Here is a 24,736-nt window from a genome sequence, read left to right as displayed (position 1 = left end):
TTCACGGAGCCAATGCGACGACGCCCGGGACCTGCGGCTGTCCCTGTAGGACCACACGGAAAGCGATGTCCTTACGCGACCAGTGCGCGGCGGCGTCACCGATCGCCGCGCTGAACCAGGCCCGGTCCTCGCGCTGATCAGCGAGTAGCTGGACCGAATCACGGATCACCGCAACGTATCCGGCGGCTTCCCCGACGAAATCGTCGAGATCACGCAGGCATTCGTCGAAGGCATCCTTGTTCTCACCGAAGTAGTACGGGAACTGGAACGCGGCGGCGAACTCGTCGAAAATGCCGAGGGTCGCACGCATCTTCGGGCCGCGTAGTTCACGCACCACGTAACCGGACGGTGACTGGAAACGCACCGCGCTCAACTCGGCGGCGTCGACGGCGAGCGCGCCGAGCGCGGGTTGCGACGCCGAGACGGAACGGAACGAGCCGGATGGTTCGGCCGCCGTGGGCCGGGCAAGAAAGCGCGACAACGGAATCGGCGCGGTCATCAACGCATCCTTGTGAAGGTCTTGTAGTGGTCGCCGGTGTACCAGACGGAGTCGTCGCTGCCGGTGACGATACGTTCGGCATCGCGAGAATGGCTGGGCTGCTTGGGATTGACATCCCATTCCTGATAGGTGACTGCCTTGCCCGCGGCATCCTTGGCCGGTAAATCACCGCCACGATTCATCCACCTGTCACCGCCCTTGGTGCCCGGCGCGTTCGCCGAGCCCGGCCAGCGACCCGCGTCGATCTCGGTCAGTGTCGTATACGCGCGATCCGGCACACCGGCCACGCGCGTCGGATCCGACGCCTTGGTCGCGCCCGGTGCCGCCACCGCGGCGGTAGCGCGAACAGTGGAAGTGCTCGAACTCGCGGCCGGATCGGTATCACCGCCGCCCAGCTCGAACCCCGCGACAACCAGAGCGACGATAAGAGCGCCGAGCGCGGCCAGGACACGCATCGTCTTCGGTGAGAGTTTCATCGGTACTGCACCGTCACTGGCGCATGGTCGGACCAGCGCTGATCGTAGGAAGCGGCGCGTTCGACGACCGCCTGTTTGGCGCGGGCCGCCAACTCGCCGCGGGCCAGCTGGTAGTCGATGCGCCAGCCCGAATCATTATCGAATGCGCGGCCGCGATAGGACCACCAACTATATGGACCATCGACCCCCGGATGTAGTTCACGCACCACGTCGACATAACCGGCCGCGAGCAGTTCCGCGATCCAGGCCCGTTCTTCGGGCAAGAAACCTGCCGCCTTCACATTGCCCTTCCAATTCTTGATATCGAGCTCCGAAGGCGCGATATTCCAGTCACCGCTCACCACGAATTCGCCGGTACGAGCGGTGAGATATGCCCCGAGCTCGGCCATGAACCGGTACTTCTCATCCTGACGCGCAGTGCCGACGTCGCCGGAGTGCACGTACACGCTGGCCACGCTGACATCCTCGAAATCGGCCTCCACATAACGGCCCGACGCACCGAACTCCGTGCTGCCGAAGCCGATCCGCACCTCGCGCGGCGCGCGGCGGGACAGAATTCCGACCCCCGCCCGGCCCTTGGATTCGGGCTCGGCGAGCGTCAGCCACCATCCGGCATCCAGGGCGGGCGCGAGTGCCGCCCGGGTTTGCTCGTTGGTTGCACGGGTCTCTTGCACACAGACGAAGTCGGCCTCGGTGGCCGCGAGCCACGCGAGCATGCCCTTGCCCGCAGCAGCGCGAACGCCGTTGACGTTGACCGTTGAGACGATGTAAGTCACGTGACGACCGTACAATGCTGGTCAGATGATCTGCCCGGACACCGCCGTCCAGGAAGGGGTGTCGACGATGACCTCCAACACAGCAAAGTCCGCTGTCGCCAAGTCCGCGACCACTCCGCAGCCGATAAAGGCACTGCATTCGGGGTCCGGTTATCCCGTCCTGCTGCTGCACGGATTCATGCTCTCGCCGCATTGCTGGGAACAGGTGGCCGTCCGGTTGTCATCGCATTGCGAAGTATTCGCCCCGGCGCTCGCGGGGCATTGGGGTGGCGAGGCCATAGACGGCTGGTCGGTCGATGTCCACGCCCTTGCCGATCGGATCGAGGATCAACTCGACGAACTCGGCTGGCGCACATGCCATATCGCGGGCAACTCACTCGGCGGCTGGGTCGGCTTCGAATTGGCCCGCCGTGGCCGGGCCCGCACACTCACCGCGATCGCCCCAGCGGGCGGCTGGAATTCGCCGTCGCTCACCGAGTTCCGGATCGGCATGAAGTTCCTCTCGCTGGTCCCGATCGTCGAAATCGGCAAACGCCTCGGCGGATTCGCCGTGAATAACCCGCTGGCGCAACGCTTCGCGCTGCTGCTGCTCAGCAAGAACGCGGCGGCCGTCGCGCGTCGCGATGCCGCGGCCATGGTCGCCGCCGCGCTGCACTGCGATGTCATGCTGCCGATGATCCTCGGCAGCGGGCGCGCCCCCGCACTCGAGGACCTCTCGACCCTCACGACTCCGGTGCGCCTGCTGATGGCCGAATATGACCGGATCATGCCGAATCGCGTCTATGCCCGCCGGTTCCTGGAAGAACTCCCCGACTCCGCCGACCGCATCCTGGTCAACGGCGTCGGCCACGTGCCGATGTTGGAGGCGCCCGACCGCATCGCCACGCTCATCGCCGAACACATCTACGCCAGCCGAACACGCCTGCGCGCGGTCTGACAGGCCTGGGAGCTACCGCCCGATGGCCGATTCGACTCGACACCAGCGTCAGATCGTGGTGTCTGCGCGCGATCGCCCGCCATCCCTGCGACACTGCCGATCATGCGCAATACGATCCTTTGCACTGGAGCCACTGTCGCAGTGGCGTTCTCGTTGATCGGCTGCGGATCCAACAGCACCGACTCGGCACCGGCACATGCCACATCCGCGAGCGAAGTAGCAACCTCCGCCCCGGAGACGACCGCGGTGACCACCCCGCCCGGTACCAGCCGGCCCGGCGGTTCAGCTGCGACCACGACCACGCAGGCCGCGGTGTGCGGAGTCGACCTGGGCGGCGCGCAAGTGCAGTCCGCCGTCGCCGGCCTACCCCCCTACCAACCATCGGGCAGCCCGGGCACCACCTGGCAGTGGGCCAAGAACCCCGCGACCTACGAGGGCAACTTCGACCCCTGCGCCACCCTGTCAGCCGCAATCGTCACCATCGAAGGCGCGACCGCCAGCTCTCCCCAGCAAATCCTGCTGTTCAACAAGGGCACCTACCTCGGCCCCGCAACCCCCGATGCCGGCGCCTTCATCAGCCTCGACCCCACCCACACCACCGACGACACCGTGGGACTCACCTACAAGACCCCCGGCAGCTGCAACGCCTGCCCCGACGGCACCTACACCCCTGTGTCCTTCCACTGGGACGGTTCAACAGTACAAATGATCGGCCAACCCCCAGCCCTCCGATAAACCATCGCCCGGGCCCAACCGCCGCTGGACCACCACGCTCCGGGTGCCGCATGCTACCAAGCCGCCAGAACGATTGCATAGCAAGCCATTTCGCCCTCACCCCAACCACGCCCGAGTTTCGTAGATCGATGCGACCAATGCGATGATCGACCCGTGGGAACTCGAGGACGAAACCCGGCGTCGACACCCGCCCCCTTACACCCAGTACGCATTTCGCTCTCACACACGTGGCCTTGCTGAAGCCGTCGCCGAACGACACCCCGTGTTCGATCGGCGACTACCGCACCGGCACAACACATCTGGCCGCTTTCGGCCCCTGGCCGCAATCACTCGACGGCCATCGGTGAGGAGGTGTGAGCGGCGAAATCAGTAGACTGCTGTGTCGGTTCACCCACACGCTGGCCAGCAAGATCCACGACACGACCCAAGCGTTTGTTCGTCCGCTCCACGGCCTGAGTCATGAAGTCCGCCAAGGGACTCGGCAAGAGGAAAACCTCGACGCACAATCCGGAAGGTATGTGACGGCAAGTTCCGCCGGACGCGACAGTTCCGCCGATCGTTCCGGACTCGACGATCCCGTATCGGTGCGGAACGCGGGTAGGAGCTACGGCCCGGTCGGCGCCGGTCAGCTGACGCGGCATGCCGCTGGGCTGCCACTTCCCTTTCACGTCAACACAGCGTGCGGGCAGCGGGCCGAAGCAATTCTGTCCGAGTTGCGCCATCTCGGCGTGCCCGCGGACGCTCTCGGAATCGCGCGATCGTTCGTACCCGATCTGTCGGCCGACGGTCTGGAACGGGCCTACGCCACCAGCGCGGTCATGAAAAAGGACTGGCACGCCGATCCCACGTTCGCGCAACGAATGCACGCCGACATCGGGCGGGTGGATCCGGCCGCCAGGACGGTCGAATTCGAGGGCGTCCATTTCACCGAAGCCGAAGGCCGCCACCACAAGGAGGTCACCGTGCGCTCAGCACAGGGCGATATGGAATGGCGCATCAAGGCACCGGGAGGGGAACAACCCTTCTGCAACCACACCGCGCCGACCATCCGAATGCGCACCGCTGACGGGCGAGAAACGATAGGGGTCATCGACCCCACCTACGACCCGACGCGGCCGTTGAGCCTGCAAGAATGGGCCGCGCGGCAGAACGAACCGAACGTCGTCGTGTTGACCGGCAGCCTCGCCGACCGTCCCGGAACGCCGTTCCACCTACATACCGAGCTGCTGACGGACTCGCAGCGCGCCCGATTCGACGCCATCTCGCAGCAGCACGACCCGTCCGCACCCAACGAGGTCATGAGCGAATTCTTCAATCTCCAACCCGAGGATCCGCATCGAGCGAACCTCGGGCGCGACGACCCCGACGACCAATACGGCTACTCGAGGGTGCTGGCATCAACGATCCTCGACGGCAACCTCTTGCCGGCGAAGATCGACGCCAGCGGAGACGTCGCGGCCGAAGTCGCGGCTCGGCTGGGCCCGGTGAGGACCTACGAGAAGTGGCTCGACGCCACCGGCGGCACCTGAGTCAGCGCCGAAACGGCCGCGCCGGGCAGTCCAGACCGTGCAGGTGAACAGAAGTACACCGAGCACGGCCAGGCCCGCACCGACCGCGGCGGGCGCGGTGTAGCCGAGGCCCGCGGCGATGACCAGCCCGCCGAGCCACGCGCCTGCGGCATTGGCGATATTCAGCGCGGCGTGGTTCAGGGCGGCGGCGAGGGTTTGGGCGTCAGCGGCCACGTCCATCAGGCGGGTCTGTAAGCCCGGAGCCAGGGCGGCACCGGAGGCGCCGATGAGAAAAGCGCCGAACGCGGCGGTGTACGAATTGTGCGCGGCGGCAACGAAACCCGCGAGGATGACGACCATCGCGGCGAGCGCGGCGAAGATCGAGAGATCGACGCCACGGTCGGCCAGCACACCGCCGATGATGTTGCCCGTCACCATGCCGAGGCCGAAGAGCATGAGAACCACCGGAACCAGACCGGCACGCAGGCCGGAGACGTCGGTGAGGGTAGTGGCGATGTAGGTGTAGACGGCGAACATGCCGCCGAACCCGATCGCGCCGACCAGCAGGGTCAGCAGGACTTGTGAACGCCGCAAAGCGCCGAGTTCGGTCATCGGGTTGGTGGTACGAATGCCGGTGAGTTCCGGTACGAAGCGCAGTAGCGCGGCCACGGTCGCCAGGCCGATCACGGCGACAATCACGAAGGCGGCGCGCCAGCCGAGATGTTGACCGAGCCAGGTGGCGCCAGGAACACCGACAACGTTGGCGGCGCTCAGGCCGAGCATAACCGCGGCAACGGCCCTGGCTCGCTGCCCGGTCGGCGCGAGTGTCGCGGCGGCCAGCGAGGCCACGCCGAAGTAGGCGCCATGCGGCAGTCCGGCGAGGAATCGGGCGAGTACGAGAGTGTCGAAGGTGGGTGCGATGACCGTCGCGACATTTCCGATCGTGAACGCGACCATCAGCACAACGAGCAGGCGTTTACGCGGGACCCGCGCACACAACGCCGTGATCAACGGCGCACCGACGACCACACCGAGCGCATAGGCCGACACCGCGTGTCCGGCGGTCGGCTCCGATACGTTCATGGTGCTCGCGATATCGGGCAGTAGCCCCATCGTGACGAATTCGGTGGTCCCGATCCCGAACCCGCCGAGCGCCAGGGCCAGCATCGCCGGGATATGCCAATCCGTCCGCTCGGTCTCGACAGGTGCGGACAGCGGTGCGGCTACGGGACTTGTCACGTCTTCATGTAACCGGCGAGGCATCGGATTCGCTCCCCCGCGATGAGGTGACATCGGCCACCGTGAAGCCGGGAAATCGCGCAGGTCAGCATGGCAAATCCCGATGGCTCGGCGCGTCCGTCCGCGAACGAGCCACGGCCGCACTGGTTCTCGATGATCGAGCCGAGCGTCAATCACTGACCGACCGGGACCTCCGGAAAACAAATCGGGCACCCGTCCCACGGTCTGTGGGGCCGGGTGCCCGATTTCCTGCCTCGAGCGCCTATGCCGATCAGCGCAGGGCGCGAGCCAGGTTCGCATCAAGTGCGCCGAGGAACTCCTCGGTCGTCAGATAGCCCTGGTCGCCGCCGACGAGCGCGGCCAGGTCCTTGGTCATCTGGCCGCCTTCGACGGTCTTGATGACGACATCCTCGAGGGTCTGCGAGAAACCGATGACCTCGGGGGCGTTGTCCAGCTTGCCGCGATGCTCGAGGCCACGGGTCCACGCGAAGATCGACGCGATCGGGTTGGTCGAGGTCGGCTTGCCCTGCTGGTGTTGACGGTAGTGCCGGGTGACCGTGCCATGCGCGGCCTCGGCCTCACAGGTACGGCCGTCCGGGGTCAGCAGCACCGAGGTCATCAGGCCGAGCGAGCCGAAGCCCTGCGCGACGGTATCGGACTGCACATCGCCGTCATAGTTCTTGCAGGCCCAGACGTAGCCGCCCTCCCACTTCATGGAGGAGGCGACCATATCGTCGATCAGCCGGTGCTCGTAGGTCAGGCCGGCCGCGTCGTACTGGGTCTTGAACTCGGCGTCGAACACCTCCTGGAAGGTGTCCTTGAACATGCCGTCGTAAGCCTTGAGGATGGTGTTCTTGGTGGACAAGTACACCGGATAGTTCTGCTGCAGACCGTAATTGAGCGAGGCCCGCGCGAAGTCCTCGATCGACTTCTTGAAGTTGTACATCCCCATGACGACGCCGCCGTCCTCGGGCATCTTCACCACTTCGTGCTGGATCGGCTCGCTACCGTCCTCCGGGGTGAAGGTGAGGGTGACGGTTCCGGCCTGATGCACCTTGAAATCGGTGGCGCGGTACTGGTCACCGAACGCGTGACGGCCGATGATGATCGGCTTGGTCCAGCCCGGCACCAGTCGCGGGACGTTGGAGATGATGATCGGGGCACGGAAAATGGTGCCGCCGAGGATGTTGCGAATAGTGCCGTTGGGCGAGCGCCACATCTTCTTCAGGCCGAACTCCTCGACCCGCGCCTCATCCGGGGTGATAGTGGCGCATTTCACACCGACACCATGCTCCTTGATGGCATTGGCGGCGTCGATGGTCACCTGGTCGTCTGTTTTGTCCCGGTACTCGATGCCCAGGTCGTAATACTCGAGGTTCAGATCGAGATACGGGTGAATCAGCTTGTCCTTGATGAACTGCCAGATGATCCGGGTCATCTCGTCGCCATCGAGTTCGACGACGGTGCCTTCAACCTTGATCTTGGACATGGATCTTCGCGTCCTCCTAGGATGGTGCCCTCATTGCACGGCCAGGCTGTGCTCGACAGGCGGCATTCACTCGGCCTTCATGGTGAGGCAAGCTGCCGCCTCCGGCCTGACGCTCATGCCGCAATCACGCTTGTGAGCGGACCCCAGCTGTTCCAACAGACAACGTATATGTCTCGCGTTGTCCGCGAGACGTGTGGTGTAAACAAGACAAGCGTACTGCTGCTAACGATCTACCCCTGTGGGCAGCCCCCCGAGTCGACATGCTCGAAATAGTTACCGACCGGTAGGCAATGAGTGGTACCGACCACTTTTCGGGGGCCGGCCACCGCCGTGTAGTCGCCGTCACCACAACCGGCCCTCGGCATCACAAAAGCGAGTCCACGTACCGCAATCCGATACTCGCAATCGCGCGGCGATGGGGCGAAAAGCGCAGACTCCGACGGGGATTCGAGCCGCGGACCATCAGATTGTCGACAGTCGGCCGTTTCGGTCGATCAGCCCACAACGGGTTAGCCACGTCATATCGCGAATTCATGCAGGTATACCAAGCACCCCACCCGGCGAATCGGCCCGAAATCGCCAACGAGTTTCGATCGCGGCCGCCCGCCCGCTATGATGCCGACAGGTCATGAGTGCCAGCGCCAAGCCCCGGCTCGCTGGACGGCAACCCTCCAGCAGCGGTGGGGTGCTCCGGGTGATGACCGGGCTCTCGAAAGCCGAGAGCAAGCGCGCCATTCAGGAGGTAACCCCTATGTGTTGTTGTCCGTCGCCCACACCCCGATAACCAAGTAATTCTGGCGAACAACCCCTTTGGAGCACGACATGAGTGACCCCAACGCGTCCGCGTCCGATCTCGACCAGACATCCGACCCCGCGCAGTGGTCCTTCGAGACCAAGCAGGTCCATGCGGGACAGGCCCCCGACAAGGCCACCGGCGCACGCGCCCTCCCGATCTACCAGACCACCTCTTACGCCTTCCGTGACACCGATCACGCCGCCGCGCTGTTCGGTCTGGCCGAGCCCGGCAATATCTACACCCGGATCATGAACCCCACCCATGACGTCGTGGAGCAACGCGTCGCCGCGCTCGAGGGTGGCGTGGCCGCACTGCTGCTGGCCTCCGGGCAGGCCGCGGAAACCCTCGCGATCCTGAATCTGGCTTCGGCGGGCGACCACATCGTGTCCAGCCCGCACCTGTACGGCGGCACCTACAACCTCTTCCGCTACTCGCTGCCCAAGCTCGGCATCGAGGTCTCCTTCGTCGAGGATCCCGACAACCTCGAGCAGTGGCGCGCCGCGGTCCGCCCGAACACCAAGGCGTTCTTCGGCGAGACCATCGCCAACCCGAGCGGCGCCATCTTCGACCTGCCCGGCATCTCCGCTGTCGCGCATGCCGCCGGCGTGCCGCTGATCGTGGACAACACGGTGGCCACCCCGTACCTGATCCAGCCACTCGCGCACGGTGCCGACATCATCGTGCACTCGGCGACCAAGTACCTGGGCGGGCACGGTACCGCCGTCGCCGGTGTGATCGTCGACGGCGGCACCTTCGACTGGACCGTCCGCGACGAACAGGGCCGGGCACGTTTCCCCGGTTTCACCACGCCCGACCCCAGCTACCACGGTGCGGTGTTCGCCGATCTCGGCGCTGCGGCCTACGCATTGAAGGCTCGCGTGCAGTTGCTGCGTGATCTGGGCGCCGCAGTATCACCGTTCAACGCGTTCCTGATCAGTCAGGGCATCGAAACGCTGAGCCTGCGCATCGAACGACACGTCGCCAACGCGCAGGCGGTGGCCGAGTTCCTGACCGACCAACCCGGCGTCGAGTCGGTAGCCTACGCGGGCCTGCCGTCCTCGCCGTGGCACGAGCGCGCCGGGCAACTCGCACCAAAGGGTGCGGGCGCGATCGTCGCGTTCGAGCTGCGCGGCGGGGTCGATGCCGGCAAGAAGTTCGTGGACGCATTAGTCCTGCACAGCCATGTGGCTAACATCGGTGATGTGCGTTCTCTCGTAATCCATCCAGCATCGACAACGCACGCGCAGCTCACACCGCAGGAGCAGTTGGCTTCCGGCGTCACACCCGGATTGGTCCGGCTGGCAGTGGGCATCGAAGGAATCGACGACATTCTGGCCGATCTACGAACCGGATTCGCCGCGGCGGCGACGTGACCGTGGGCGCCGAACCGAGTACTGCTCGTCCCGTCACGGCAGTGGCCCTGCCACCGCCGGATGGGCAGCTCGGCATGATCGCCATCGGGGATGTGCGGCTGGAGAACGGCGCCGTCGTCCCCGACGTCCACTTGGCCCTACAGCGCTGGGGTGAGCTCTCTCCGGCGCTGGACAATGTGGTGCTCGTCGAACACGCGTTGACCGGCGACTCGCATGTCGTCGGTCAGCCCGATGACATCCATTCGATGCCCGGCTGGTGGGACGGCATGGTCGGTCCGGGCGCGCCTTTGGACACCGACGAGTGGTGTGTCGTCGCGACGAACGTGTTGGGCGGCTGCCAGGGCAGCACCGGACCGGCCTCGCTCGCACCCGACGGAAAGCCATGGGGCACACGGTTTCCGGAGATCTCCATCCGGGATCAGGTAACCGCGGAAGCGGCACTGCTCGACCTGCTCGGCATCGACCGGCTCGCCGCTGTGGTCGGCGGCTCGATGGGCGGCATGCGAGTGCTGGAGTGGATGGTCACCGCACCACAGCGGGTGACGGCGGCGCTGGTACTCGCGGTCGGCGCGCGCGCCACCGCCGACCAGATCGGCACCCAGACAACGCAAATCGCCGCCATCAAGGCCGATCCCGACTGGCAGGGCGGTAACTACCACGACACCGGCCGCGCTCCGAAAGCAGGCATGGGGATCGCCCGGCGCATCGCGCACCTGACCTACCGCACCGAGGGCGAGCTGGACCACCGCTTCGAGAACCTCCCGCAGGGCGATGAGGATCCCTGGCGCGGCGGCCGTTACGCGGTGCAGAGCTACCTGGAATATCAGGCCGAAAAGCTTTGCAACCGTTTCGATCCGGCCACGTACGTATTGCTCACCCAGGCGATGTGTCGGCACGACATCGGGCGCGGGCGCGGCGGCATCGCGGCGGCGCTCGCCTCAACACCGGTGCCGTGCGTGGTCGGCGGCGTCGACTCCGATCGACTGTATCCACTACACACACAGCAGGAAATCGCCGATGGCCTACCCGGATGCGACGGCCTGGAGATCGTCCATTCCCGCGATGGGCACGACGGATTCCTCACCGAGGCCGCCGCGATATCGAAGCTGCTGACCGAGACCATGCGGCTGGCTCGCCTGCGCTGAGTTGTTTGGCAGCGCCTGCGGCGCTGCGTGTTCGCGGCCCCCTATGGCTCGCGTCCGAGGGGCAAATACTTGCTCCTTCGTCGCATCGTATTTGCCCCTCGGACGCGAGCCGGCCGCGAACTTTAGGGCTCGGTCTCGCTGCGCTCGGAAGCTGTTGTCGTGGCGAGTGGGTGCGTATGGGGGTTGGTGCGGCACCGGCTGTTTCTGTGGCCGTTAGGGGCGGGCTGCCGCGACTACGGCGTCAACGTCTGCGGACTGCCAGCAGGCCGACTCGGGCGGTGGGCAGACACAGCCGGAAGGCTGCCGCCACGAGGGTTGCGCCACCGAAGAACAGTGCAAGGTGCGGCAGGCGCCGCCGGTGGCTTGACGCGAGCCGTTCCACCACTCGAGCGCCCTGAGCACGCGCAGCGTGTTCCAGCGGCTCGGTGCGCGCCCACGTCGCTTTCGAAATCGAAGCCGATCAGGTCGGGGGGAGATACTTGGCCAGCGCGGTCGCCACTCGGGTCACCTCGAGACAGGAATCCCCTCGCCCGCTTGTGGCCATTCCCGCGTCAAGCTTCGGGCCGACTGCGAAAAGGGCGCTCCCGCCCGGAATCGCGAACAGCATGTCGCACTCGCCATCAATCACGTTGTTACGCATCCGCACCGCCTGACGGCCCTCGATGACGAGGTTCTCCCGACCGGTGTACTTGTTGTTGTTCAATTCCTGATCGAAAGCGATGTCACCGGCACCGACATCGGCGATGTACCAACTGCCGCCCCAGTCGCAGATGTGGTACGTCGTGAACTGCACGACGCCTTTCTCTTTGGACTTCGGATCCAGCCCGGCCGCTGTAATGGCGGCGTCCGGGAGATCCTTACTGTCACATGGATTCCACCTGCTTGACGCCGCAGTGGACGCTGCTGCTCCGGGCTCGGTCGAGGCCCGTATGGTGGCCGGAGTCGAAGTGTTCGGGGATTGCGAACACGCCGTCAACCCCAAGACCGACATAGCCGCTATCAGTCCGGCCCGTCTGCAAGACACGCCCATCACGTTCCTCCCCGCGCGCCGGAGGGATCAGCACATGGTGTATCCCCGGTATTGCTGCCGATCCGGATCCTAGCGCATTGACCTGTCGTGAATGCCCCGCAATTCCGTCCCAGACGCGGCCTGGTCGAACGCCACCCCGAAGGGCATCCTGTGTCCGTCAGGCGACACCGAGGGTGTTGATGGTGGCGGCGATCAAGACGATCGTGGTGCCGAGAAGGGTGAGGGTGGTGACGTCGAATGGCCTGCTGCGGACTGCCAGCAGGCCGACTCGGGCGGTGGGCAGACACAGCCGGAAGGCTGCCGCCACGAGGGTTGCGCCACCGAAGAACAGTGCGCCGCGCCGCCAACGGTCCGAGGCGACGAAAACAACCGCCAACAGGATGACCACGGCCACGACCAGCATCGGCAGGTGCGAGCGCATAAATTGCTCCACCGGGCTGTTCGGGCCGGACTGCCGGTCGGCGGCAGACGAATCGACATCGGTCACCCCCCGATTCTGACAGACACCCGCCCCGGGTGTCGTGCCCGCCCGATCACCACCATGACAAGCTGGTGCGTTGTGTTCCGATTGATGTTCCACGAGCCGGCCATAGCGGGAAATACCGGTAATGCGATTCGCCTGGTCGCCGGGACCGGGTGTGAGTTGCACCTGGTCGAACCATTGGGGTTCGACCTCTCGGAGTCGAAGTTGCGGCGCGCGGGATTGGATTACCACGATTTGGCGTCGGTGACGGTGCACGCGAATCTTGCGGCGGCGTGGGCGGCGTTGCGACCCGAGCGGGTATTCGCGTTCACCACCCATGCCGACACTCATTACACCGAAGTGGCCTATCGCGAAGGTGACGTGCTGCTGTTCGGAACCGAGCCGACCGGTTTACCTGCGGCGGTTCTCGACGACTCGCACGTCACCACGCAACTGCGCATCCCAATGCTGCCGGGACGGCGCTCGATGAACCTCTCCAATGCCGCCGCCGTGACCGTCTACGAGGCATGGCGCCAACTCGGCTTCCCGGGCGGGGTGTAGCAGCGCGACTGGACATCAGAGGTCGACCTCGAAGCGTTTGAAGCGGGAGGTGGCGCCCGCGACGAGGCGAACCGCACTCTTGGGTACGCCATAGTGCTCGGCAAGCAGTTCGATGGCGGCCTTGTTCGCCTTGCCTTCGACGGCGGGCGGGCGCACATACAGCTGTAGTGATCCGTCGCCGAGGGTTTCCACGAGCGGGCCCTTACGGCTGTTCGGTTTGATTGTCGCCCGCACTGTCGGCACCTGCTTCTCCTGTCCCGGGGCCGGTTTCGACACCGTTCGAGACACCGACGTTCGCCGGTTCGGGCGTCGATTCTTCCTGTGCCGCCGCTTCTTTCGAAGCAGTCGACTGTTCCTGGGTCGGCGAACCGGTGTTCTTCCGTCCCGGCCGTCGCACCGCTCGCACGATTCCCCACACCACGGCGGCGATCACGACAACCAACCCGAGCCACGGAATTGCCTTGCCGCTGAACACGATCGCGTCCTTCAGCCAGTCCACCATCGAGTGCCATCCGGAGACGATCCCGTCCCAGAAGTTGGTTGGCCCCGCATCGGATTTCTTCGTCTCGGTGGTGATATCGATGGTCAACGAGGACAGTGCGACCTGGTCGTCGAGGCGTCGTTTCTGCGCGGTCAGGCTGTCGAGTTGCCCCTGTCGGCTCGACAGAGCGCCTTCGGCGGCAATGAGATCCGCGGTGCTGGTGGCTGTGGCCATGAGCGCGCGCAACCGGTCCACCGAAGCCTGCAACGCCGTGATCTTGGCGTCCAGGTCCTCCCACTGCATCGTCACGTCGTCGCGATTGGTGCTCACTCGGGTGAGGCTGCCGATCCCGCCGAGGCCGTCGATGAAGGCGTCAGTCTTGTCCGCGGGCACCCGCACGGTGAGTGTGGCGCTCGGATCGGTATCGCCTGCCCCCGGTTGCTCGGTCCGGCTGTCGACCCGCCCGCCGATATCGCGCACCTGGTCGGCGATCCGCCCGGCCGCACCCACCGGATCACCCGTGGTGAGATCGACACTGCCGGTGATGACCTCTTTGCGCGTCGCGGTCGACTGAGCACCTGAGTTGTTGTCCTGCGGCGCCGGACTCTGCGCACGCAGCCCCGGCGCCACGATGCTGGGCGCGGCGGTGGCCACGCTCGACTGATTCGCCACGGACTTATCGCTGCGGTCGTCACCACATCCGACGAGCAACGTCAAACCCAGTACGCCGGTCAACAACACCGCAAGCTTTCGCATGGACGCAGGGTAGCCGTTGCGGTGAATTCGGTCACGAAGCCCGGGCCAGGACCGGCCGAGTTCATTGAGCCGCACTACATCCAGCACGATCCGGAAATCGCCGATGGGTTCGACGGCTGCCGGCCCGGCTCACCGGCCTGAAGGAAAAGCTTCCCAGAGCTTCGCGCCGAAGTGAAACGCATTGTGGCAGAGGGTGATTACGTTCGGAGCAGGCCGTCAACGGGAACGGGATGTTCCGACCTCAGCGGAAGTCGCGGGATTTCGCGGTGATGCGCAGGTCCAGGCGCTGAAGGTGTTCGGCGACGACACTTACCGCGCCTTCGGCGTTTTGGACGCGGCCACGGATGAGCAGGGCGGGTGCGCTCTGGGCCAGGCGGCGGTAGCGGGTCCACAGACCTACTGAGCAGACAATGTTCACCATGCCGGTTTCGTCTTCCAGGTTGAGGAAGGTGACACCCGCGGCGGTAGCGGGGCGTTGACGATGGGTGACAGCGCCGCCGACCAGGACGCGGGAGCCATCGGGGACGGCGAGCAGTCCGTCGGCGGGGATGACGCCGAGGGCATCGAGTCGTGGGCGCAGGAATTCGGTGGGATAGCTACCCGGGGATACGCCGGTGGCCCAAACGTCGGCGGCGGCCAGTTCGAGTTCACTCATGCCTGGCAGGGCGGGCGCTACAGTGGCGGCGCCGGTGCCGGGCAGGCGGTCTCGGCGCTCCCCCGCCGCAGCGCCCGCTGCCCACAGCGCTTCGCGCCGAGTTATCCCGAGGCAGCCGAATGCGCCTGCGGTGGCGAGGGATTCGGCCTGGGTGACGGTGAGTTCCACACGTCCGGTCAGGTCGATGAAGGAGATGTAGGGACCTTGCGCACGGGCGTCGACAATGCGATCGGCGAGAGTGGCACCGATGTGGCGGATCGCGGCGAGTCCGAGGCGAACCTCGGCGCCGCCGTTTTCGAGGGTCGGCTCGGCGCGACTGGCATTGATGTCGGGGCCGTGTACGAGCACGCCGTGCCTGCGCGCGTCGGCGACCAACGATTGCGGAGGGTAGAAGCCCATCGGCTGGGCGCGCAGCAGGCCGGCGCAGAAGGCCGCGGGATGGTGCAGCTTGAACCACGCCGAGTAGAACACGATCGAGGCGAAGCTCTGTGAATGGCTTTCCGGGAATCCGAAATTCGCGAAGGCATAGAGCTTTTCGTAGATACGGTCGGCGACCTCGCCGGTGATGCCGTGCAGCTCGCGCATGCCCTGGTAGAGCCGGCCCCTGAGACGTTCCATGCGTTGCGGGGAACGTTTGGAACCCATCGCGCGGCGCAATTGATCGGCCTCGGCGGCGGTGAACCCGGCGACATCGACGGCCATCTGCATGAGTTGTTCCTGGAACAGCGGCACACCGAGGGTGCGCTCTAGCGAATTACGCAGGCACTCATGGTCGTAACTCGGCTCTTCGAGCCCGTTGCGGCGGCGGATGTAGGGGTGCACAGAACCACCCTGGATCGGGCCGGGCCGGATCAGCGCGACCTCGACGACCAGGTCGTAGAAGTTCCTCGGCTTCAATCGGGGCAGGGTGGCCATCTGCGCACGTGACTCCACCTGGAAGACGCCCACCGAGTCGGCGCGCGAAAGCATCTCGTAGACAGCGGTTTCCTTCAGATCGAGCCGGTGCAGCTCGACGGTTTTCCCTTCGTGTTCGCGAACCATATCGATCATGTAATGCAGCGCGGAGAGCATGCCGAGTCCGAGTAGATCGAATTTCACCAAATTGACTGCGGCGCAATCGTCTTTGTCCCACTGCAGCACGCTGCGGCCGGGCATGCGCGCCCACTCCACCGGGCAGACATCGGCGATGGGGCGATCGCAGATCACCATGCCGCCCGAGTGGATACCGAGATGCCTCGGCAGCCCTTCGATTTCGGTGGCCAGCTCGAGCACTTCGGCAGGTATGTCGGTGCGGGTCTCGCTACCGACGCCCGTCCACCGGCTCACCCGCTTGCTCCACGCATCCTGCTGTCCGGGCGAAAACCCAAGTGCGCGTGCGGCATCCCGCACCGCGGACTTGCCGCGATAGGTGATCACATTGGCTACCTGGGCGGCGTACTCGCGACCGTATTTAGCGTAGACGTGCTGGATGGCCTCCTCGCGGCGATCGGATTCGATATCGACGTCGATATCGGGTGGGCCATCGCGGGCCGGGGAGAGGAATCGTTCGAACAGCAGGTCGGTAGCGACCGGGTCGACATTGGTGATGCCGATCGCGTAGCAGACCGCCGAGTTGGCCGCCGAGCCTCGGCCCTGGCACAGGATGTCGTTGTCCTTGCAGAAGGTGACGATGTCGTGCACCACCAGGAAGTAGCCGGGGAATTCCAGCTTCTCGATCACCGCGAGTTCGTGCTCGATCTGCTTGTACGCCTGCGGGTTTCCCTCTGGCGGGCCGTACCTGTCGGCGGCGCCGGCGAGCGACAGCGCACGTAACCACGACTGTTCATCGTGTCCGGTGGGCACATCGAACGGTGGCAATTTCGGCGCGATCAGCTGTAGGTCGAAGACACACTCGCGGGCCAGGGCCGCCGCGTTCGCCACCGCCTGCGGGCAGGCGACGAACAATTGCGCCATCTCCGCGCCGGAACGCAGGTGCGCGCCACCGGCCGGGGCCAACCAGCCCGCGATCTCGTCCAAACTCTGCCGTGACCTGATCGCCGCGAGCGCCATAGCACGCCGACGCTGCCGGGGATCGGCGAAATGCGCTCCGGTGGTGGCGACTACGGGCAGCCCGAGGCGCTGCGCCAGGGCGAGAAGATGGGCGTTGCGTTCGTCGTCCTCCGGGATGCCATGGTGGGTGAGTTCCACGCTCACCCGCTCGGCGCCGAATCGCTCCATCAGCTCACGCAGCGCCGCTTCCGCTCGCCCCAGACCGGCATCGCCCGCGTCCATATCGTGTTGGAGTGCCTGCCGGACATGGCTTTTCCGGCAACCGGTCAAAATATGCCAGTGTCCGCCGGCCGCGGCGGCGAGCACATCCAGGTCGTAGCGGAGAATCCCCTTCTCCCCCGCGGCCAGGTGCGCGGCCGCGATCTCCCGCGAGAGCCGCCGGTACCCTTCTCGCCCGCGAGCCAGTACCAGCAGATGCGGGCCCGCGGGATCCGGCGCACCCGTGCGAGGCGCGGAATTCGCGTCCCCGGTTTTCGTCGCGGGCGCCGACGCCAGCGAGAGTTCCGCACCGAAGACCGTCGGTATGCCCCATTCCTTGGCCGCCTCCGCGAAGCGCACGGTGCCGTAGAAGCCGTCGTGGTCGGTGAGGGCGATCGCTTCCAGCCCCAGCCGCACCGCCTCCTCTACCAACTCCTCCGGCTGGCTCGCCCCGTCCAGGAAGCTGTAGGCCGAATGCGCGTGCAGCTCCGCATAGGGCACCAGCGGCCCACCGACCGGCTCGACCGGCTCGGCTCGATACGCCCCACGCTTGCGCGACCACGCCGGACTGTCACCGCCGTCGCCGGGATACATCGCCTCCGGGTTCGTCCGGCCGGGACGCCCGGACAACACGCGTTCCAGCTCAGCCCAGGTCGGTGGACCGTTGCTCCAACCCATGACACCACCTCCTCAACAATCGAACATACATTCGAATTCTAAGAGTCGTTCGCGTCAAGATTTCGACAGGGTCTGACTTAGGTCGCGCACCGGTTTGTACTACGCGGATCGAGGTGATGGGAGCCGGTACCAGCGGCTTTGCCTGGATCGGCTGCGGCATCATGTGATTCGCGAGCGCCTGGATACCGATTTCGGTCATACCGCGTGCGCATTCTCCGGGCACTACCGGAGCGCGATAACGCCGAATGGACACCGCTGAGCGTCGATCAGACAGAACTCGCCGGCATCACCGGAAAACTGCTCGTAACCGAGCCGACCGATGACGCCGGATGGCCGGCGGAACTGCCGCCCGGCACCGAATACGTCGCGATCATCGACGATGAACCGAACGTGCACGTAACCCTGCGGGTCTGGACGCCGGGGCCTGGCAGTCACGGGATTGATCCTGTCGGTCATCGCACTTGCCCTCGAGTTCATCATGATCGTCGCTCAGGCGAGCTGAGCAGTTCATGGCCCGCGCCGCTACTTGACCCTCACGTCGAGTAAGGCTCGACGATGTCGTTATGACCGAAACCTTCCACGCGTTCGACATCAGTCCCGTCCCCACTCCCGCGCCCGACGCCGCCGCGCCCGAGCTTTTTCGTGGTATCTATGGGATGCCAATGTTCGTCACGGTGCCGACGCCCGATCTGGCCGCGTCGGCGGACTTCTGGAGCCGTGGACTCGGGTTCTTCGATCTGTTCTCAGTTCCCGGCCGGATCACGCACCTGCGCCGCTGGGCGTTTCAGGACGTCTTGCTCGTGCCGGACGAACGCCCTGCCGGGACATCGGCGCTGAGCGTGAGCTTCTCCTGCGTGCTGAGCCAGATCGACGAGATCGCGACCGCGTGCGCGGAGTTGATCCCCGGCTGCACGACAGGACCACGTGAGATGCCTTGGAACTCGGTGGAATTGGAGATCGTCACACCGGAGCACACCCGAGTGATCATGACGGCGGCACGCCCCTACGATCCGAACAGCGCCGCGGCCGAGTATCTGCGGGATATCGGAATCGGGGCACCCGACCAGTGAGCAGTCTGTGGTCGCCGGGGACTCGCACGGCGACCACAGACTGAACGGTGTGACGAATCGAGCCTCCGACCACACCGCGACAGGCGCCGGACACACCGTCGGCGCCTGTCGCGTTGCTCGCGGGCGTCACGATCCGGACTCTTCGGCTCCTACTTCGACTGCACGCACTCGATGCATGTCTGCGTTGGACACGGGTACGCCGAAGATCCAGGATTCGCCGCTTTTCTACGATGACATCGAGACCGGCCTGACGACCTGGCTTCGCGACATCATCGACGCCAACGCGCGCGCCAACGGCATCACCCCTGAATCGGCGACCCTGGCCTGACAACGCCGCCCATCCGGGGTCAACCGGCCGATAGCGGCTCTTTCGACGCGACAGCCAGCGCGGCCTCGATATTGTCGAGCTTGGTGTGGATCACCGCGCCGTATGCGTCATTGGCGAGGATGTCGAGATGCCCACGGGCGATGGCCAATTGCATTCGGGTCGCGTCGAAATCGCCGACGCGGCGGTGGCTGTCGGCCAGGCTGAGATAGAGCGAAGGCAGAAAACCGCGCAGACCCTCATCAAGTGGAACGCCGGGCCCGAATACCGCCGCGAGCGCACGTTGATCCCACAGCAGCGCCCCCTCGGCCGTGTCCTGCAACTCGGCAAGGTGGTGCGCGATGACGCAGCGGTGCAACGGATCTCCACCCACACCGATCTCGTTCCACAGTTCCTCGAGCAGCCGCCGGGCCGCCGCCGGATCCCCACCGCCGAGCCGCACCGCGGCAAATACTTCCGCCATCCGATCGTCCGCCATGCGCGCAAGTATCGCACATATGTTCGAAGGTTTCGAGAGTCGTTCGAATCCGAGTCGCGAGGTGACGAGACCCACTGGCAAGTAAACTTACTTCGGAGTAAGTTCATGCCCGAATCAACCTGCAAAGGAGCAGCGATGACCTCCGCTGACAACGCCCCGCGCGGGCAGAGCCGGCGCAACCGCCGCGACATCACCGGCCGCCATGTCCTCATCACCGGCGCTTCCTCCGGCATCGGCCGGGCGGCGGCGCTGGCCGTCGCGGACAAGGGCGCCATCGTGTTCCTGCTCGCGCGCCGTGACGACGAACTCGCGGCCGTGGTCGAAGAGATCCGGGCCGAGGGCGGCACCGCCTACGGATACCAATGCGACGTCACCGATTCCGAATCCGTCGACCACGCCGTCAAGACCATCCTGGACGAGCACGGCCACGTCGACATGCTGGTGAACAACGCGGGCCGCTCCATCCGCCGCGCCATCCACCGCTCCACCGATCGGCTGCACGACTTCGAACGCACCATGGCGGTCAACTACTTCGGCGCGCTGCGGCTGACATTGGCCCTGCTGCCGCAAATGCGGGAGCGCCGGTTCGGCCATATCGTCAACATCAGCAGCGCGGGCGTGCAGGTCGCCACCCCACGGTTCTCCGCCTACCTCGCCAGCAAGGCGGCGCTGGACAAGTTCACCGAGGTGGCGGCGGTCGAAACCATGGCCGACGGCGTCACTTTCACCACGATCCACATGCCGCTGATTCGCACGCCCATGATCGCCCCCAGCGGGTATCAGGGCCCATCCGAATCCCCCGAATGGGCCGCCGCCACCGTCGTGCGCGCCCTGACCGAACGACCGAGACGCATCGACATCCCACTGGGCACCTTCGCCGAATACGGCGCCCTGATCACCCCGAAGATCCACGACCGCATCCTGCACCGCTACTACCGCGCCCTACCCGACTCCCCCGCCGCCCGGGGCGAAGAAGTAGACACCACAGCCCCCGAAACAACGGAACCCCTTACTCCCCAACATAATCCACGCCGACGCTCAGCAGTCCGCCGCGTCACCGGCACCGCGCTGCGGCGTGCCGCTCGCTGGGTACCAGGTACCCACTGGTGACCCCGGCCATCCGCATTGCGTAGGGGGCGGTGCGGATGGCCGGGCAGTCGCCTCGGCGGCCTCGAATTCGGCCATCGACCAGGCCCGCATGCGATCGACCTCGGCGCCATCACCGAATTCGACACCGCCGGCAGCACTATCGCGCTCGACCCACCCGCACGACGCTCATGAGCGCGGACAACAGTTGCGGACTGCTCATGTCTGCTCGGTGTGAACACGGTGCAGGTTGAGGCGAGCGTCGAGAGACCAGGCGCCCGCGCCGACGATGAGCAGGAACAGGCTGCCGCACAGTTGGGCGAGGTCGATGCGGGATTCGTGGATGAAGTTCCACCAGCCGGACTTGCCGGGCAACAGTGGTGCGTCACCCCACAGGATCGCCACCTTGGTGATCAGCAGCGCGCCCACCATGTCGATGATCATCGGAACAGCGGCGAGGCGAGTCAGGAGCCCCACGAGAATGAGTGCACCACAGGCGATTTCGAAGACCCCGTCAAGGGGACCGAAGAAACCCGGGGCTGGGATCCCGGCCTTATCGAACCGTCCGGTGCCCAGAGTGTCGGGGTCGAGGAATTTCTGGATCCCTTCGAAGAAGAACACCACACCGACGTAGAAACGGATGAGGATCACCGAACCAGGAGCGGTGGTCGCCGCCAGCCGGGCCAGCCAGGTATCGAGCTGTGACACGGGAACGCCTCTCTGATCAGGGCGTCGACAGGGCTACTACTGGTTGTCGACGCGGTCGGCGGGTGTCTGCGCGGCGCGCAGCAGGTAGAAGGCGGCGCCGATCGCCAGCACCAACGCCCCGGCCAGCACCGACGACAGCGGCAGCGCGAAGACCAGGACCAGGCAGCCGACCAACCCGACCACCACAACGATGCGCGCCGGACGGCCCTCGCCAGAGCGCAACGTCCAGGCCGCGGCATTGGCGATGGCGTACTCGCATCTCCTATCGAAGTTCGATATCGGTTTACGATATGGCTCTCGCGTCGAGATGCCAACCAGACGCGAAAGGCCAGCTGTATGAGGCCAGGACGTTGGTGACACCGGCGTGAAGCTTCGAAGTCGGCGGACGATTGTCGGCGGCGGTGATAGTTGTAGTGCACGTTCCACACGCCGAGCGCGTCTGTGTCACGCGGTCGCGCTCGGTGCCGAAGCGCGGACCGCGGTGTCCTGATTCTCGACGGCCGTGGTCACCTCGTCGATCGCCGCACGAATGAGTTCCCCATATGAATCGGGAGGCAGCGCAGGCAAGTGCTCCCGGGCGGCGTCGAGGTGTTCGCGGGCGGCTTCAAAGGATCCCAGTCGGCGATAGTTGTCGGCGAGGTTGAGGTGAAGCGAGGGATAGAAGCCAGCGATGTGCAGGCTGGCGTGATGTTCTTGGACGCGCTGCTCGGTGACGGCGTCGGCGGCATCGAGTGCGCGCACATCCCAAGCCAGCGCCTGCGCCGGATCGCCGCAGAGGTCGGCAAGGTAATGCGCGAGTGTGCAGCGGTGCAAGGGATCGCCGCTGACTCCGATCACCTTCCACAAGTCCAGGAGTCGGCCGCGGGCCCTGACCGTGTTTCCGCTGCGGCCCTCGGTGATGGCCTTGCCGATCGCGTCCATCGTCGGGTCCGCATTGGTGGGTTCTGTCATTTGTCCTTCTCCTCCGGTTTTGTGGTGTTTTCTCCCGCTTGGGGCTTGGTGGGCATGACAAGGGTGATGAGATCGCCGTGGTCGGCAGAGCGGATAGTGGCCGGCTGTGCGGGTCCTCTGAGGTCGAGCAGCACATCCGCGCCGATCGCGGTGCTGATCGCGGGATAGAGCGTGGTCATCTCGAACCAGACCTCGATCGAGGTTCCGCTCACGCGGGCCGTTAGGTGTACGCCCGTGTCCGGTCCGCTGCGGTTATCCAACACGGTGACCGCAGCCTCGGTGACGTGCATCGAGATCAGGTCAGCTGGTCGCTCCTCGAGCGCCCGCAGGAGCATTGCCTTCGAAGCCTCGACCCGGGTCGTCACCGCTGGCAGCGCGTCGAGCATCGACCGGTAGTCGGGAAATGGCTCGGGCAATAGCCGGCAATGTCGGTCACCCCGGTCCGGCAACCGTATCCAAAACCCGTGCTCGGTAGCTTCGATCCGAGCCAGAGGGGTGCGCCGCAGGTCAGCGAGGCAACTGCGTAGATCGTCGCCGTTCACCGTCGCCGCCCACGTCACAGCAGTCGAATCGGCGGTCACAAGGGTGCGAGTGGACAGACGGTAGCGATCAGTGGCGGTCACAGTCACCGCGCCGGAATCGGCCTCGAAGCGCACACCGCCGAGAACGGCGATGTCCGGTTCATCGATGGTGGCAGTCAGAACCTGCTCGATCGCCGCCGCCAACACCGGCCCGCTCAGCGCAACGATCACTACTGTGGGCTCCGTGGCCAACACTGCCTTGATGACGGCGGCCTGCTGCCGTGCGGCCTCGGCACCGCTGACCACTGCGTCGACATGCTCGTCGACCAGGCGAACTGCGTCGTCGCGTCCAGCACTGAGGACGGATTTCGCCGTTGCGAGCGGCATACCGATCTCGCGTAGTTGTCGGAGCAGAACAGCCCGCTCGAGCTGGCCTTCCCGGTAGAACCGGTATCCGGAGACTGGGTCGACCTCCGTAGGCAGTAACAGTCCCGCATCAGCGTAGAAACGCAACGCGCTCGCCGTCAGACCGCTCCGCCGCGCGAACGACCCGATCGACATCAACCCGAAATCCGTCACCCCGACATCATTCGGCTTCGACCTACCTGAAGGTCAACCAAGGCGGTGGCTGCCACCAACGTCATGACCCGCGCGCACGAACTGGTACAGGTGCGGCATCGTCAACCAGCGGTCAGCGGCTCGATCTTGTCGGCGACGAGCGCGGTGACAGGTTTCGGGGTGGCACCACAGCTGGCTTGACGAGGGGGCAGGGCGACAGCGTGGGCGGTTACCTGCCAACGGCGGCCGTCTCGGTGGGTCACTATCGCGGTGCCCGCAAGGGTCGGGTCGGTTGCGATATCGGGCTGGATGCGCACGGTCAGATCATCGACACCGGCGGAAATCTGTTCGCGCACAGCAAGTTCCGCGACCTGCTCGACAGGGTTGTAGCAACTACGTCCGCGCAGGCCGGTCATCGATACGGCTCCTCGATGGGTGGCGGCCACCGCATCCGTCGCGGCCGCCGCGTCGATGCGACCGTAGGTCAGGCCGGAGGGCAATAGCACCATGGCGGGGGCGAAGCGGTGGCCGCCGGTGTGCGAGCATTCCCAAACCTGGCCGGGCCATCTCGCGGCCAGGTCGGCGGCGATCGGACGACCGAGCAGTGCGCAACACTGATCGCGTTTTCCGTGGGCGCACACCAGAACCAGCGGATCAGTAACGGGTGCACCGATTTTCGGCGGCGGACCGTTCAGCAGGTGCAGATCCAAATCGAGCAGTTGTTTCAGATCGGTGATCTCGAAGCGTTCGCACCAGGAGCCTTCCGGACGCGAACTGGCGAGCAAAACCGTTCGGGTGCCGGTGAATTCGCTGCGGCCGGGCTTGCGGATCAACGTCGGCCGGACGTGCGCGGCCTTGGTGCGAGCCGCCAGTTCGGCGGTGATCTCCGGTCCGAGCACCTCGTCGGCGATCACGTCACGCCCCCACGCGCCGGACTGCTCGACACACAACCAGCCGGTCACCCGAGTGGCGGTGCCCGGCAATGGAACATCGACGGCCGCCGCCGAACACAACATCCCCTCGAAACCGCCCATCGACATCAACCCGACTTCTGGTCGTCGGCGAACTTCCGCACGAACCTATCGATGCGCCGCGCTCGGGCGAAAAACAAGACCGGACGGTCGATAGTGGACACAGGTTCACTCTAGATCCGCGACGCCACCCCGATAGACAGGGCCCGATCCGTCGCCGTCAG

25 protein-coding genes, 1 pseudogene and 1 riboswitch are annotated in these 24,736 nt (G+C 65.5%); of the genes and pseudogenes, 9 read left to right on the top strand and 17 right to left on the bottom strand.

Features of this window, described 5'->3' with window-relative positions; translation table 11 throughout:
* Window position 1 precedes the first annotated feature (1 nt).
* Genes LKE06_RS11755 through LKE06_RS11745 form a run of 3 tightly spaced genes read right to left on the bottom strand, consistent with a single transcriptional unit; the run spans window position 2 to window position 1,751 of the window.
* Window positions 2-499 (bottom strand): barstar family protein, encoded by a 498-nt coding sequence (locus LKE06_RS11755; RefSeq protein ID WP_227998643.1) that lies wholly within the window; start codon window positions 497-499, stop codon window positions 2-4.
* Window positions 499-975 carry a guanyl-specific ribonuclease gene (locus LKE06_RS11750; RefSeq protein WP_227998642.1) on the bottom strand — a complete coding sequence of 159 codons (477 nt, stop codon included), beginning with the start codon at window positions 973-975 and terminating at the stop codon, window positions 499-501. The genes LKE06_RS11755 and LKE06_RS11750 overlap by 1 nt, the downstream gene beginning before the upstream one ends.
* Window positions 972-1,751, bottom strand: coding sequence for an exodeoxyribonuclease III (locus LKE06_RS11745; protein ID WP_227998641.1), 780 nt, complete (start codon window positions 1,749-1,751; stop codon window positions 972-974). Before LKE06_RS11745 ends, LKE06_RS11750 begins: the two co-directional genes overlap by 4 nt.
* A gap of 25 nt (window positions 1,752-1,776) precedes the next feature.
* On the opposite strand from LKE06_RS11745, the gene ephH reads away from it, so the two are divergent.
* Window positions 1,777-2,688 carry an epoxide hydrolase EphH gene (ephH, locus tag LKE06_RS11740; RefSeq protein ID WP_227998640.1) on the top strand — a complete coding sequence of 304 codons (912 nt, stop codon included), beginning with the start codon at window positions 1,777-1,779 and terminating at the stop codon, window positions 2,686-2,688.
* Between the two features lie 102 nt (window positions 2,689-2,790).
* Complete coding sequence (locus LKE06_RS11735; RefSeq protein ID WP_227998639.1) at window positions 2,791-3,423, top strand: LppP/LprE family lipoprotein; 633 nt, start codon at window positions 2,791-2,793, stop codon at window positions 3,421-3,423.
* Window positions 3,424-4,820: 1,397 nt separating this feature from the next.
* Here the strand turns inward: LKE06_RS11735 and LKE06_RS11730 are convergent.
* Together LKE06_RS11730 and LKE06_RS11725 are read right to left on the bottom strand one after the other, a co-directional pair.
* Entirely contained in the window at window positions 4,821-6,098 is a 1,278-nt protein-coding gene (locus LKE06_RS11730) for an MFS transporter (protein WP_227999417.1), read from the bottom strand.
* A 343-nt stretch (window positions 6,099-6,441) separates the two neighbouring features.
* Window positions 6,442-7,659, bottom strand: coding sequence for an NADP-dependent isocitrate dehydrogenase (locus LKE06_RS11725; RefSeq protein ID WP_227998638.1), 1,218 nt, complete (start codon window positions 7,657-7,659; stop codon window positions 6,442-6,444).
* A 624-nt stretch (window positions 7,660-8,283) separates the two neighbouring features.
* A riboswitch (SAM riboswitch) is annotated at window positions 8,284-8,394 on the top strand.
* A gap of 87 nt (window positions 8,395-8,481) precedes the next feature.
* Here LKE06_RS11725 and LKE06_RS11720 point away from each other — a divergent pair.
* Window positions 8,482-9,828, top strand: coding sequence for a bifunctional o-acetylhomoserine/o-acetylserine sulfhydrylase (locus LKE06_RS11720; RefSeq protein ID WP_227998637.1), 1,347 nt, complete (start codon window positions 8,482-8,484; stop codon window positions 9,826-9,828).
* On the top strand, window positions 9,825-10,973 hold the full coding sequence (gene metX, locus LKE06_RS11715) for a homoserine O-acetyltransferase MetX (RefSeq protein WP_372477328.1): 1,149 nt from the start codon (window positions 9,825-9,827) through the stop codon (window positions 10,971-10,973). The genes LKE06_RS11720 and metX overlap by 4 nt, the downstream gene beginning before the upstream one ends.
* Window positions 10,974-11,214: 241 nt before the next feature.
* On the opposite strand, the gene LKE06_RS11710 is transcribed toward metX, so the two are convergent.
* The 3 genes from LKE06_RS11710 to LKE06_RS11700 all read right to left on the bottom strand — a co-directional run bounded on the left by LKE06_RS11710 (window position 11,215) and on the right by LKE06_RS11700 (window position 12,424).
* A complete protein-coding gene (locus LKE06_RS11710) occupies window positions 11,215-11,355 on the bottom strand; it encodes a DUF3017 domain-containing protein (RefSeq protein WP_227999415.1) in 141 nt (46 codons plus the stop codon).
* 78 nt (window positions 11,356-11,433) lie between these two features.
* Window positions 11,434-11,964, bottom strand: coding sequence for a DUF3558 domain-containing protein (locus tag LKE06_RS11705; protein WP_227998636.1), 531 nt, complete (start codon window positions 11,962-11,964; stop codon window positions 11,434-11,436).
* A 196-nt stretch (window positions 11,965-12,160) separates the two neighbouring features.
* Window positions 12,161-12,424 carry a DUF3017 domain-containing protein gene (locus LKE06_RS11700; protein ID WP_227999414.1) on the bottom strand — a complete coding sequence of 88 codons (264 nt, stop codon included), beginning with the start codon at window positions 12,422-12,424 and terminating at the stop codon, window positions 12,161-12,163.
* A 138-nt stretch (window positions 12,425-12,562) separates the two neighbouring features.
* Here LKE06_RS11700 and LKE06_RS11695 point away from each other — a divergent pair, with 138 nt between their 5' ends.
* Entirely contained in the window at window positions 12,563-13,027 is a 465-nt protein-coding gene (locus LKE06_RS11695; RefSeq protein ID WP_227998635.1) for a tRNA (cytidine(34)-2'-O)-methyltransferase, read from the top strand.
* A gap of 15 nt (window positions 13,028-13,042) precedes the next feature.
* Here LKE06_RS11695 and LKE06_RS11690 read toward each other — a convergent pair whose 3' ends face one another.
* From LKE06_RS11690 to LKE06_RS11680, 3 genes are all read right to left on the bottom strand, one after another.
* Complete coding sequence (locus LKE06_RS11690; RefSeq protein WP_227998634.1) at window positions 13,043-13,270, bottom strand: DUF167 domain-containing protein; 228 nt, start codon at window positions 13,268-13,270, stop codon at window positions 13,043-13,045.
* Entirely contained in the window at window positions 13,230-14,264 is a 1,035-nt protein-coding gene (locus LKE06_RS11685; protein ID WP_227998633.1) for a DUF4349 domain-containing protein, read from the bottom strand. The genes LKE06_RS11690 and LKE06_RS11685 overlap by 41 nt, the downstream gene beginning before the upstream one ends.
* Before the next feature lie 241 nt (window positions 14,265-14,505).
* The gene (locus LKE06_RS11680) at window positions 14,506-17,844 is read right to left on the bottom strand and encodes an error-prone DNA polymerase (RefSeq protein WP_227998632.1); all 3,339 of its coding nucleotides are present in this window, start codon (window positions 17,842-17,844) and stop codon (window positions 14,506-14,508) included.
* A 204-nt stretch (window positions 17,845-18,048) separates the two neighbouring features.
* Between LKE06_RS11680 and LKE06_RS33440 the strand changes: the two genes are divergently transcribed.
* From LKE06_RS33440 to LKE06_RS11665, 3 genes are all read left to right on the top strand, one after another.
* Complete coding sequence (locus tag LKE06_RS33440) at window positions 18,049-18,390, top strand: DUF7161 family protein (RefSeq protein ID WP_443678127.1); 342 nt, start codon at window positions 18,049-18,051, stop codon at window positions 18,388-18,390.
* A gap of 17 nt (window positions 18,391-18,407) precedes the next feature.
* The gene (locus tag LKE06_RS11670) at window positions 18,408-18,914 is read left to right on the top strand and encodes a VOC family protein (protein WP_227998630.1); all 507 of its coding nucleotides are present in this window, start codon (window positions 18,408-18,410) and stop codon (window positions 18,912-18,914) included.
* Between the two features lie 175 nt (window positions 18,915-19,089).
* On the top strand, window positions 19,090-19,242 hold the full coding sequence (locus tag LKE06_RS11665) for a hypothetical protein (protein ID WP_227998629.1): 153 nt from the start codon (window positions 19,090-19,092) through the stop codon (window positions 19,240-19,242).
* 19 nt (window positions 19,243-19,261) lie between these two features.
* Here the strand turns inward: LKE06_RS11665 and LKE06_RS11660 are convergent, their stop codons facing one another.
* A complete protein-coding gene (locus LKE06_RS11660) occupies window positions 19,262-19,717 on the bottom strand; it encodes a hypothetical protein (RefSeq protein WP_227998628.1) in 456 nt (151 codons plus the stop codon).
* A gap of 189 nt (window positions 19,718-19,906) precedes the next feature.
* Here LKE06_RS11660 and LKE06_RS11655 point away from each other — a divergent pair.
* Window positions 19,907-20,827: pseudogene (locus LKE06_RS11655) on the top strand (SDR family NAD(P)-dependent oxidoreductase); the annotation flags it as partial.
* Window positions 20,828-21,022: 195 nt separating this feature from the next.
* Here the strand turns inward: LKE06_RS11655 and LKE06_RS11650 are convergent.
* From LKE06_RS11650 to LKE06_RS11630, 5 genes are all read right to left on the bottom strand, one after another.
* Entirely contained in the window at window positions 21,023-21,511 is a 489-nt protein-coding gene (locus LKE06_RS11650; RefSeq protein ID WP_227998626.1) for a DoxX family protein, read from the bottom strand.
* Between the two features lie 36 nt (window positions 21,512-21,547).
* The gene (locus tag LKE06_RS11645; RefSeq protein ID WP_372477327.1) at window positions 21,548-21,733 is read right to left on the bottom strand and encodes a hypothetical protein; all 186 of its coding nucleotides are present in this window, start codon (window positions 21,731-21,733) and stop codon (window positions 21,548-21,550) included.
* 222 nt (window positions 21,734-21,955) lie between these two features.
* Window positions 21,956-22,462 carry a hypothetical protein gene (locus tag LKE06_RS11640; protein WP_227998625.1) on the bottom strand — a complete coding sequence of 169 codons (507 nt, stop codon included), beginning with the start codon at window positions 22,460-22,462 and terminating at the stop codon, window positions 21,956-21,958.
* The gene (locus LKE06_RS11635; protein ID WP_227998624.1) at window positions 22,459-23,562 is read right to left on the bottom strand and encodes a DNA polymerase III subunit beta family protein; all 1,104 of its coding nucleotides are present in this window, start codon (window positions 23,560-23,562) and stop codon (window positions 22,459-22,461) included. The genes LKE06_RS11640 and LKE06_RS11635 overlap by 4 nt, the downstream gene beginning before the upstream one ends.
* Window positions 23,563-23,663: 101 nt before the next feature.
* Window positions 23,664-24,575, bottom strand: a complete 912-nt coding sequence (locus LKE06_RS11630; RefSeq protein WP_227998623.1) for a ferredoxin family protein — start codon at window positions 24,573-24,575, stop codon at window positions 23,664-23,666.
* Between the last annotated feature and the right edge of the window lie 161 nt (window positions 24,576-24,736).

Origin of the sequence: Nocardia australiensis, from assembly GCF_020733705.1 — a bacterium.
Lineage (GTDB): Bacteria > Actinomycetota > Actinomycetes > Mycobacteriales > Mycobacteriaceae > Nocardia > Nocardia australiensis.
This window is presented reverse-complemented; position numbering and strand designations above follow the sequence as displayed.

Excerpts from the sequence above, each read along its gene's own strand:
- LKE06_RS11755 (WP_227998643.1), bottom strand. The coding sequence starts at position 499 with ATGACCGCGCCGATTCCGTTGTCGCGCTTTCTTGCCCGGCCCACGGCG.
- LKE06_RS11750 (WP_227998642.1), bottom strand. The coding sequence starts at position 975 with ATGAAACTCTCACCGAAGACGATGCGTGTCCTGGCCGCGCTCGGCGCT.
- ephH (WP_227998640.1), top strand. The coding sequence starts at position 1,777 with ATGATCTGCCCGGACACCGCCGTCCAGGAAGGGGTGTCGACGATGACC.
- LKE06_RS11735 (WP_227998639.1), top strand. The coding sequence starts at position 2,791 with ATGCGCAATACGATCCTTTGCACTGGAGCCACTGTCGCAGTGGCGTTC.
- LKE06_RS11730 (WP_227999417.1), bottom strand. The coding sequence starts at position 6,098 with ATGCTGGCCCTGGCGCTCGGCGGGTTCGGGATCGGGACCACCGAATTC.
- LKE06_RS11725 (WP_227998638.1), bottom strand. The coding sequence starts at position 7,659 with ATGTCCAAGATCAAGGTTGAAGGCACCGTCGTCGAACTCGATGGCGAC.
- LKE06_RS11720 (WP_227998637.1), top strand. The coding sequence starts at position 8,482 with ATGAGTGACCCCAACGCGTCCGCGTCCGATCTCGACCAGACATCCGAC.
- LKE06_RS11705 (WP_227998636.1), bottom strand. The coding sequence starts at position 11,964 with ATGTCGGTCTTGGGGTTGACGGCGTGTTCGCAATCCCCGAACACTTCG.
- LKE06_RS11700 (WP_227999414.1), bottom strand. The coding sequence starts at position 12,424 with ATGCGCTCGCACCTGCCGATGCTGGTCGTGGCCGTGGTCATCCTGTTG.
- LKE06_RS11685 (WP_227998633.1), bottom strand. The coding sequence starts at position 14,264 with ATGCGAAAGCTTGCGGTGTTGTTGACCGGCGTACTGGGTTTGACGTTG.
- LKE06_RS11680 (WP_227998632.1), bottom strand. The coding sequence starts at position 17,844 with ATGGGTTGGAGCAACGGTCCACCGACCTGGGCTGAGCTGGAACGCGTG.
- LKE06_RS11670 (WP_227998630.1), top strand. The coding sequence starts at position 18,408 with ATGACCGAAACCTTCCACGCGTTCGACATCAGTCCCGTCCCCACTCCC.
- LKE06_RS11665 (WP_227998629.1), top strand. The coding sequence starts at position 19,090 with ATGTCTGCGTTGGACACGGGTACGCCGAAGATCCAGGATTCGCCGCTT.
- LKE06_RS11660 (WP_227998628.1), bottom strand. The coding sequence starts at position 19,717 with ATGGCGGACGATCGGATGGCGGAAGTATTTGCCGCGGTGCGGCTCGGC.
- LKE06_RS11640 (WP_227998625.1), bottom strand. The coding sequence starts at position 22,462 with ATGACAGAACCCACCAATGCGGACCCGACGATGGACGCGATCGGCAAG.
- LKE06_RS11630 (WP_227998623.1), bottom strand. The coding sequence starts at position 24,575 with ATGGGCGGTTTCGAGGGGATGTTGTGTTCGGCGGCGGCCGTCGATGTT.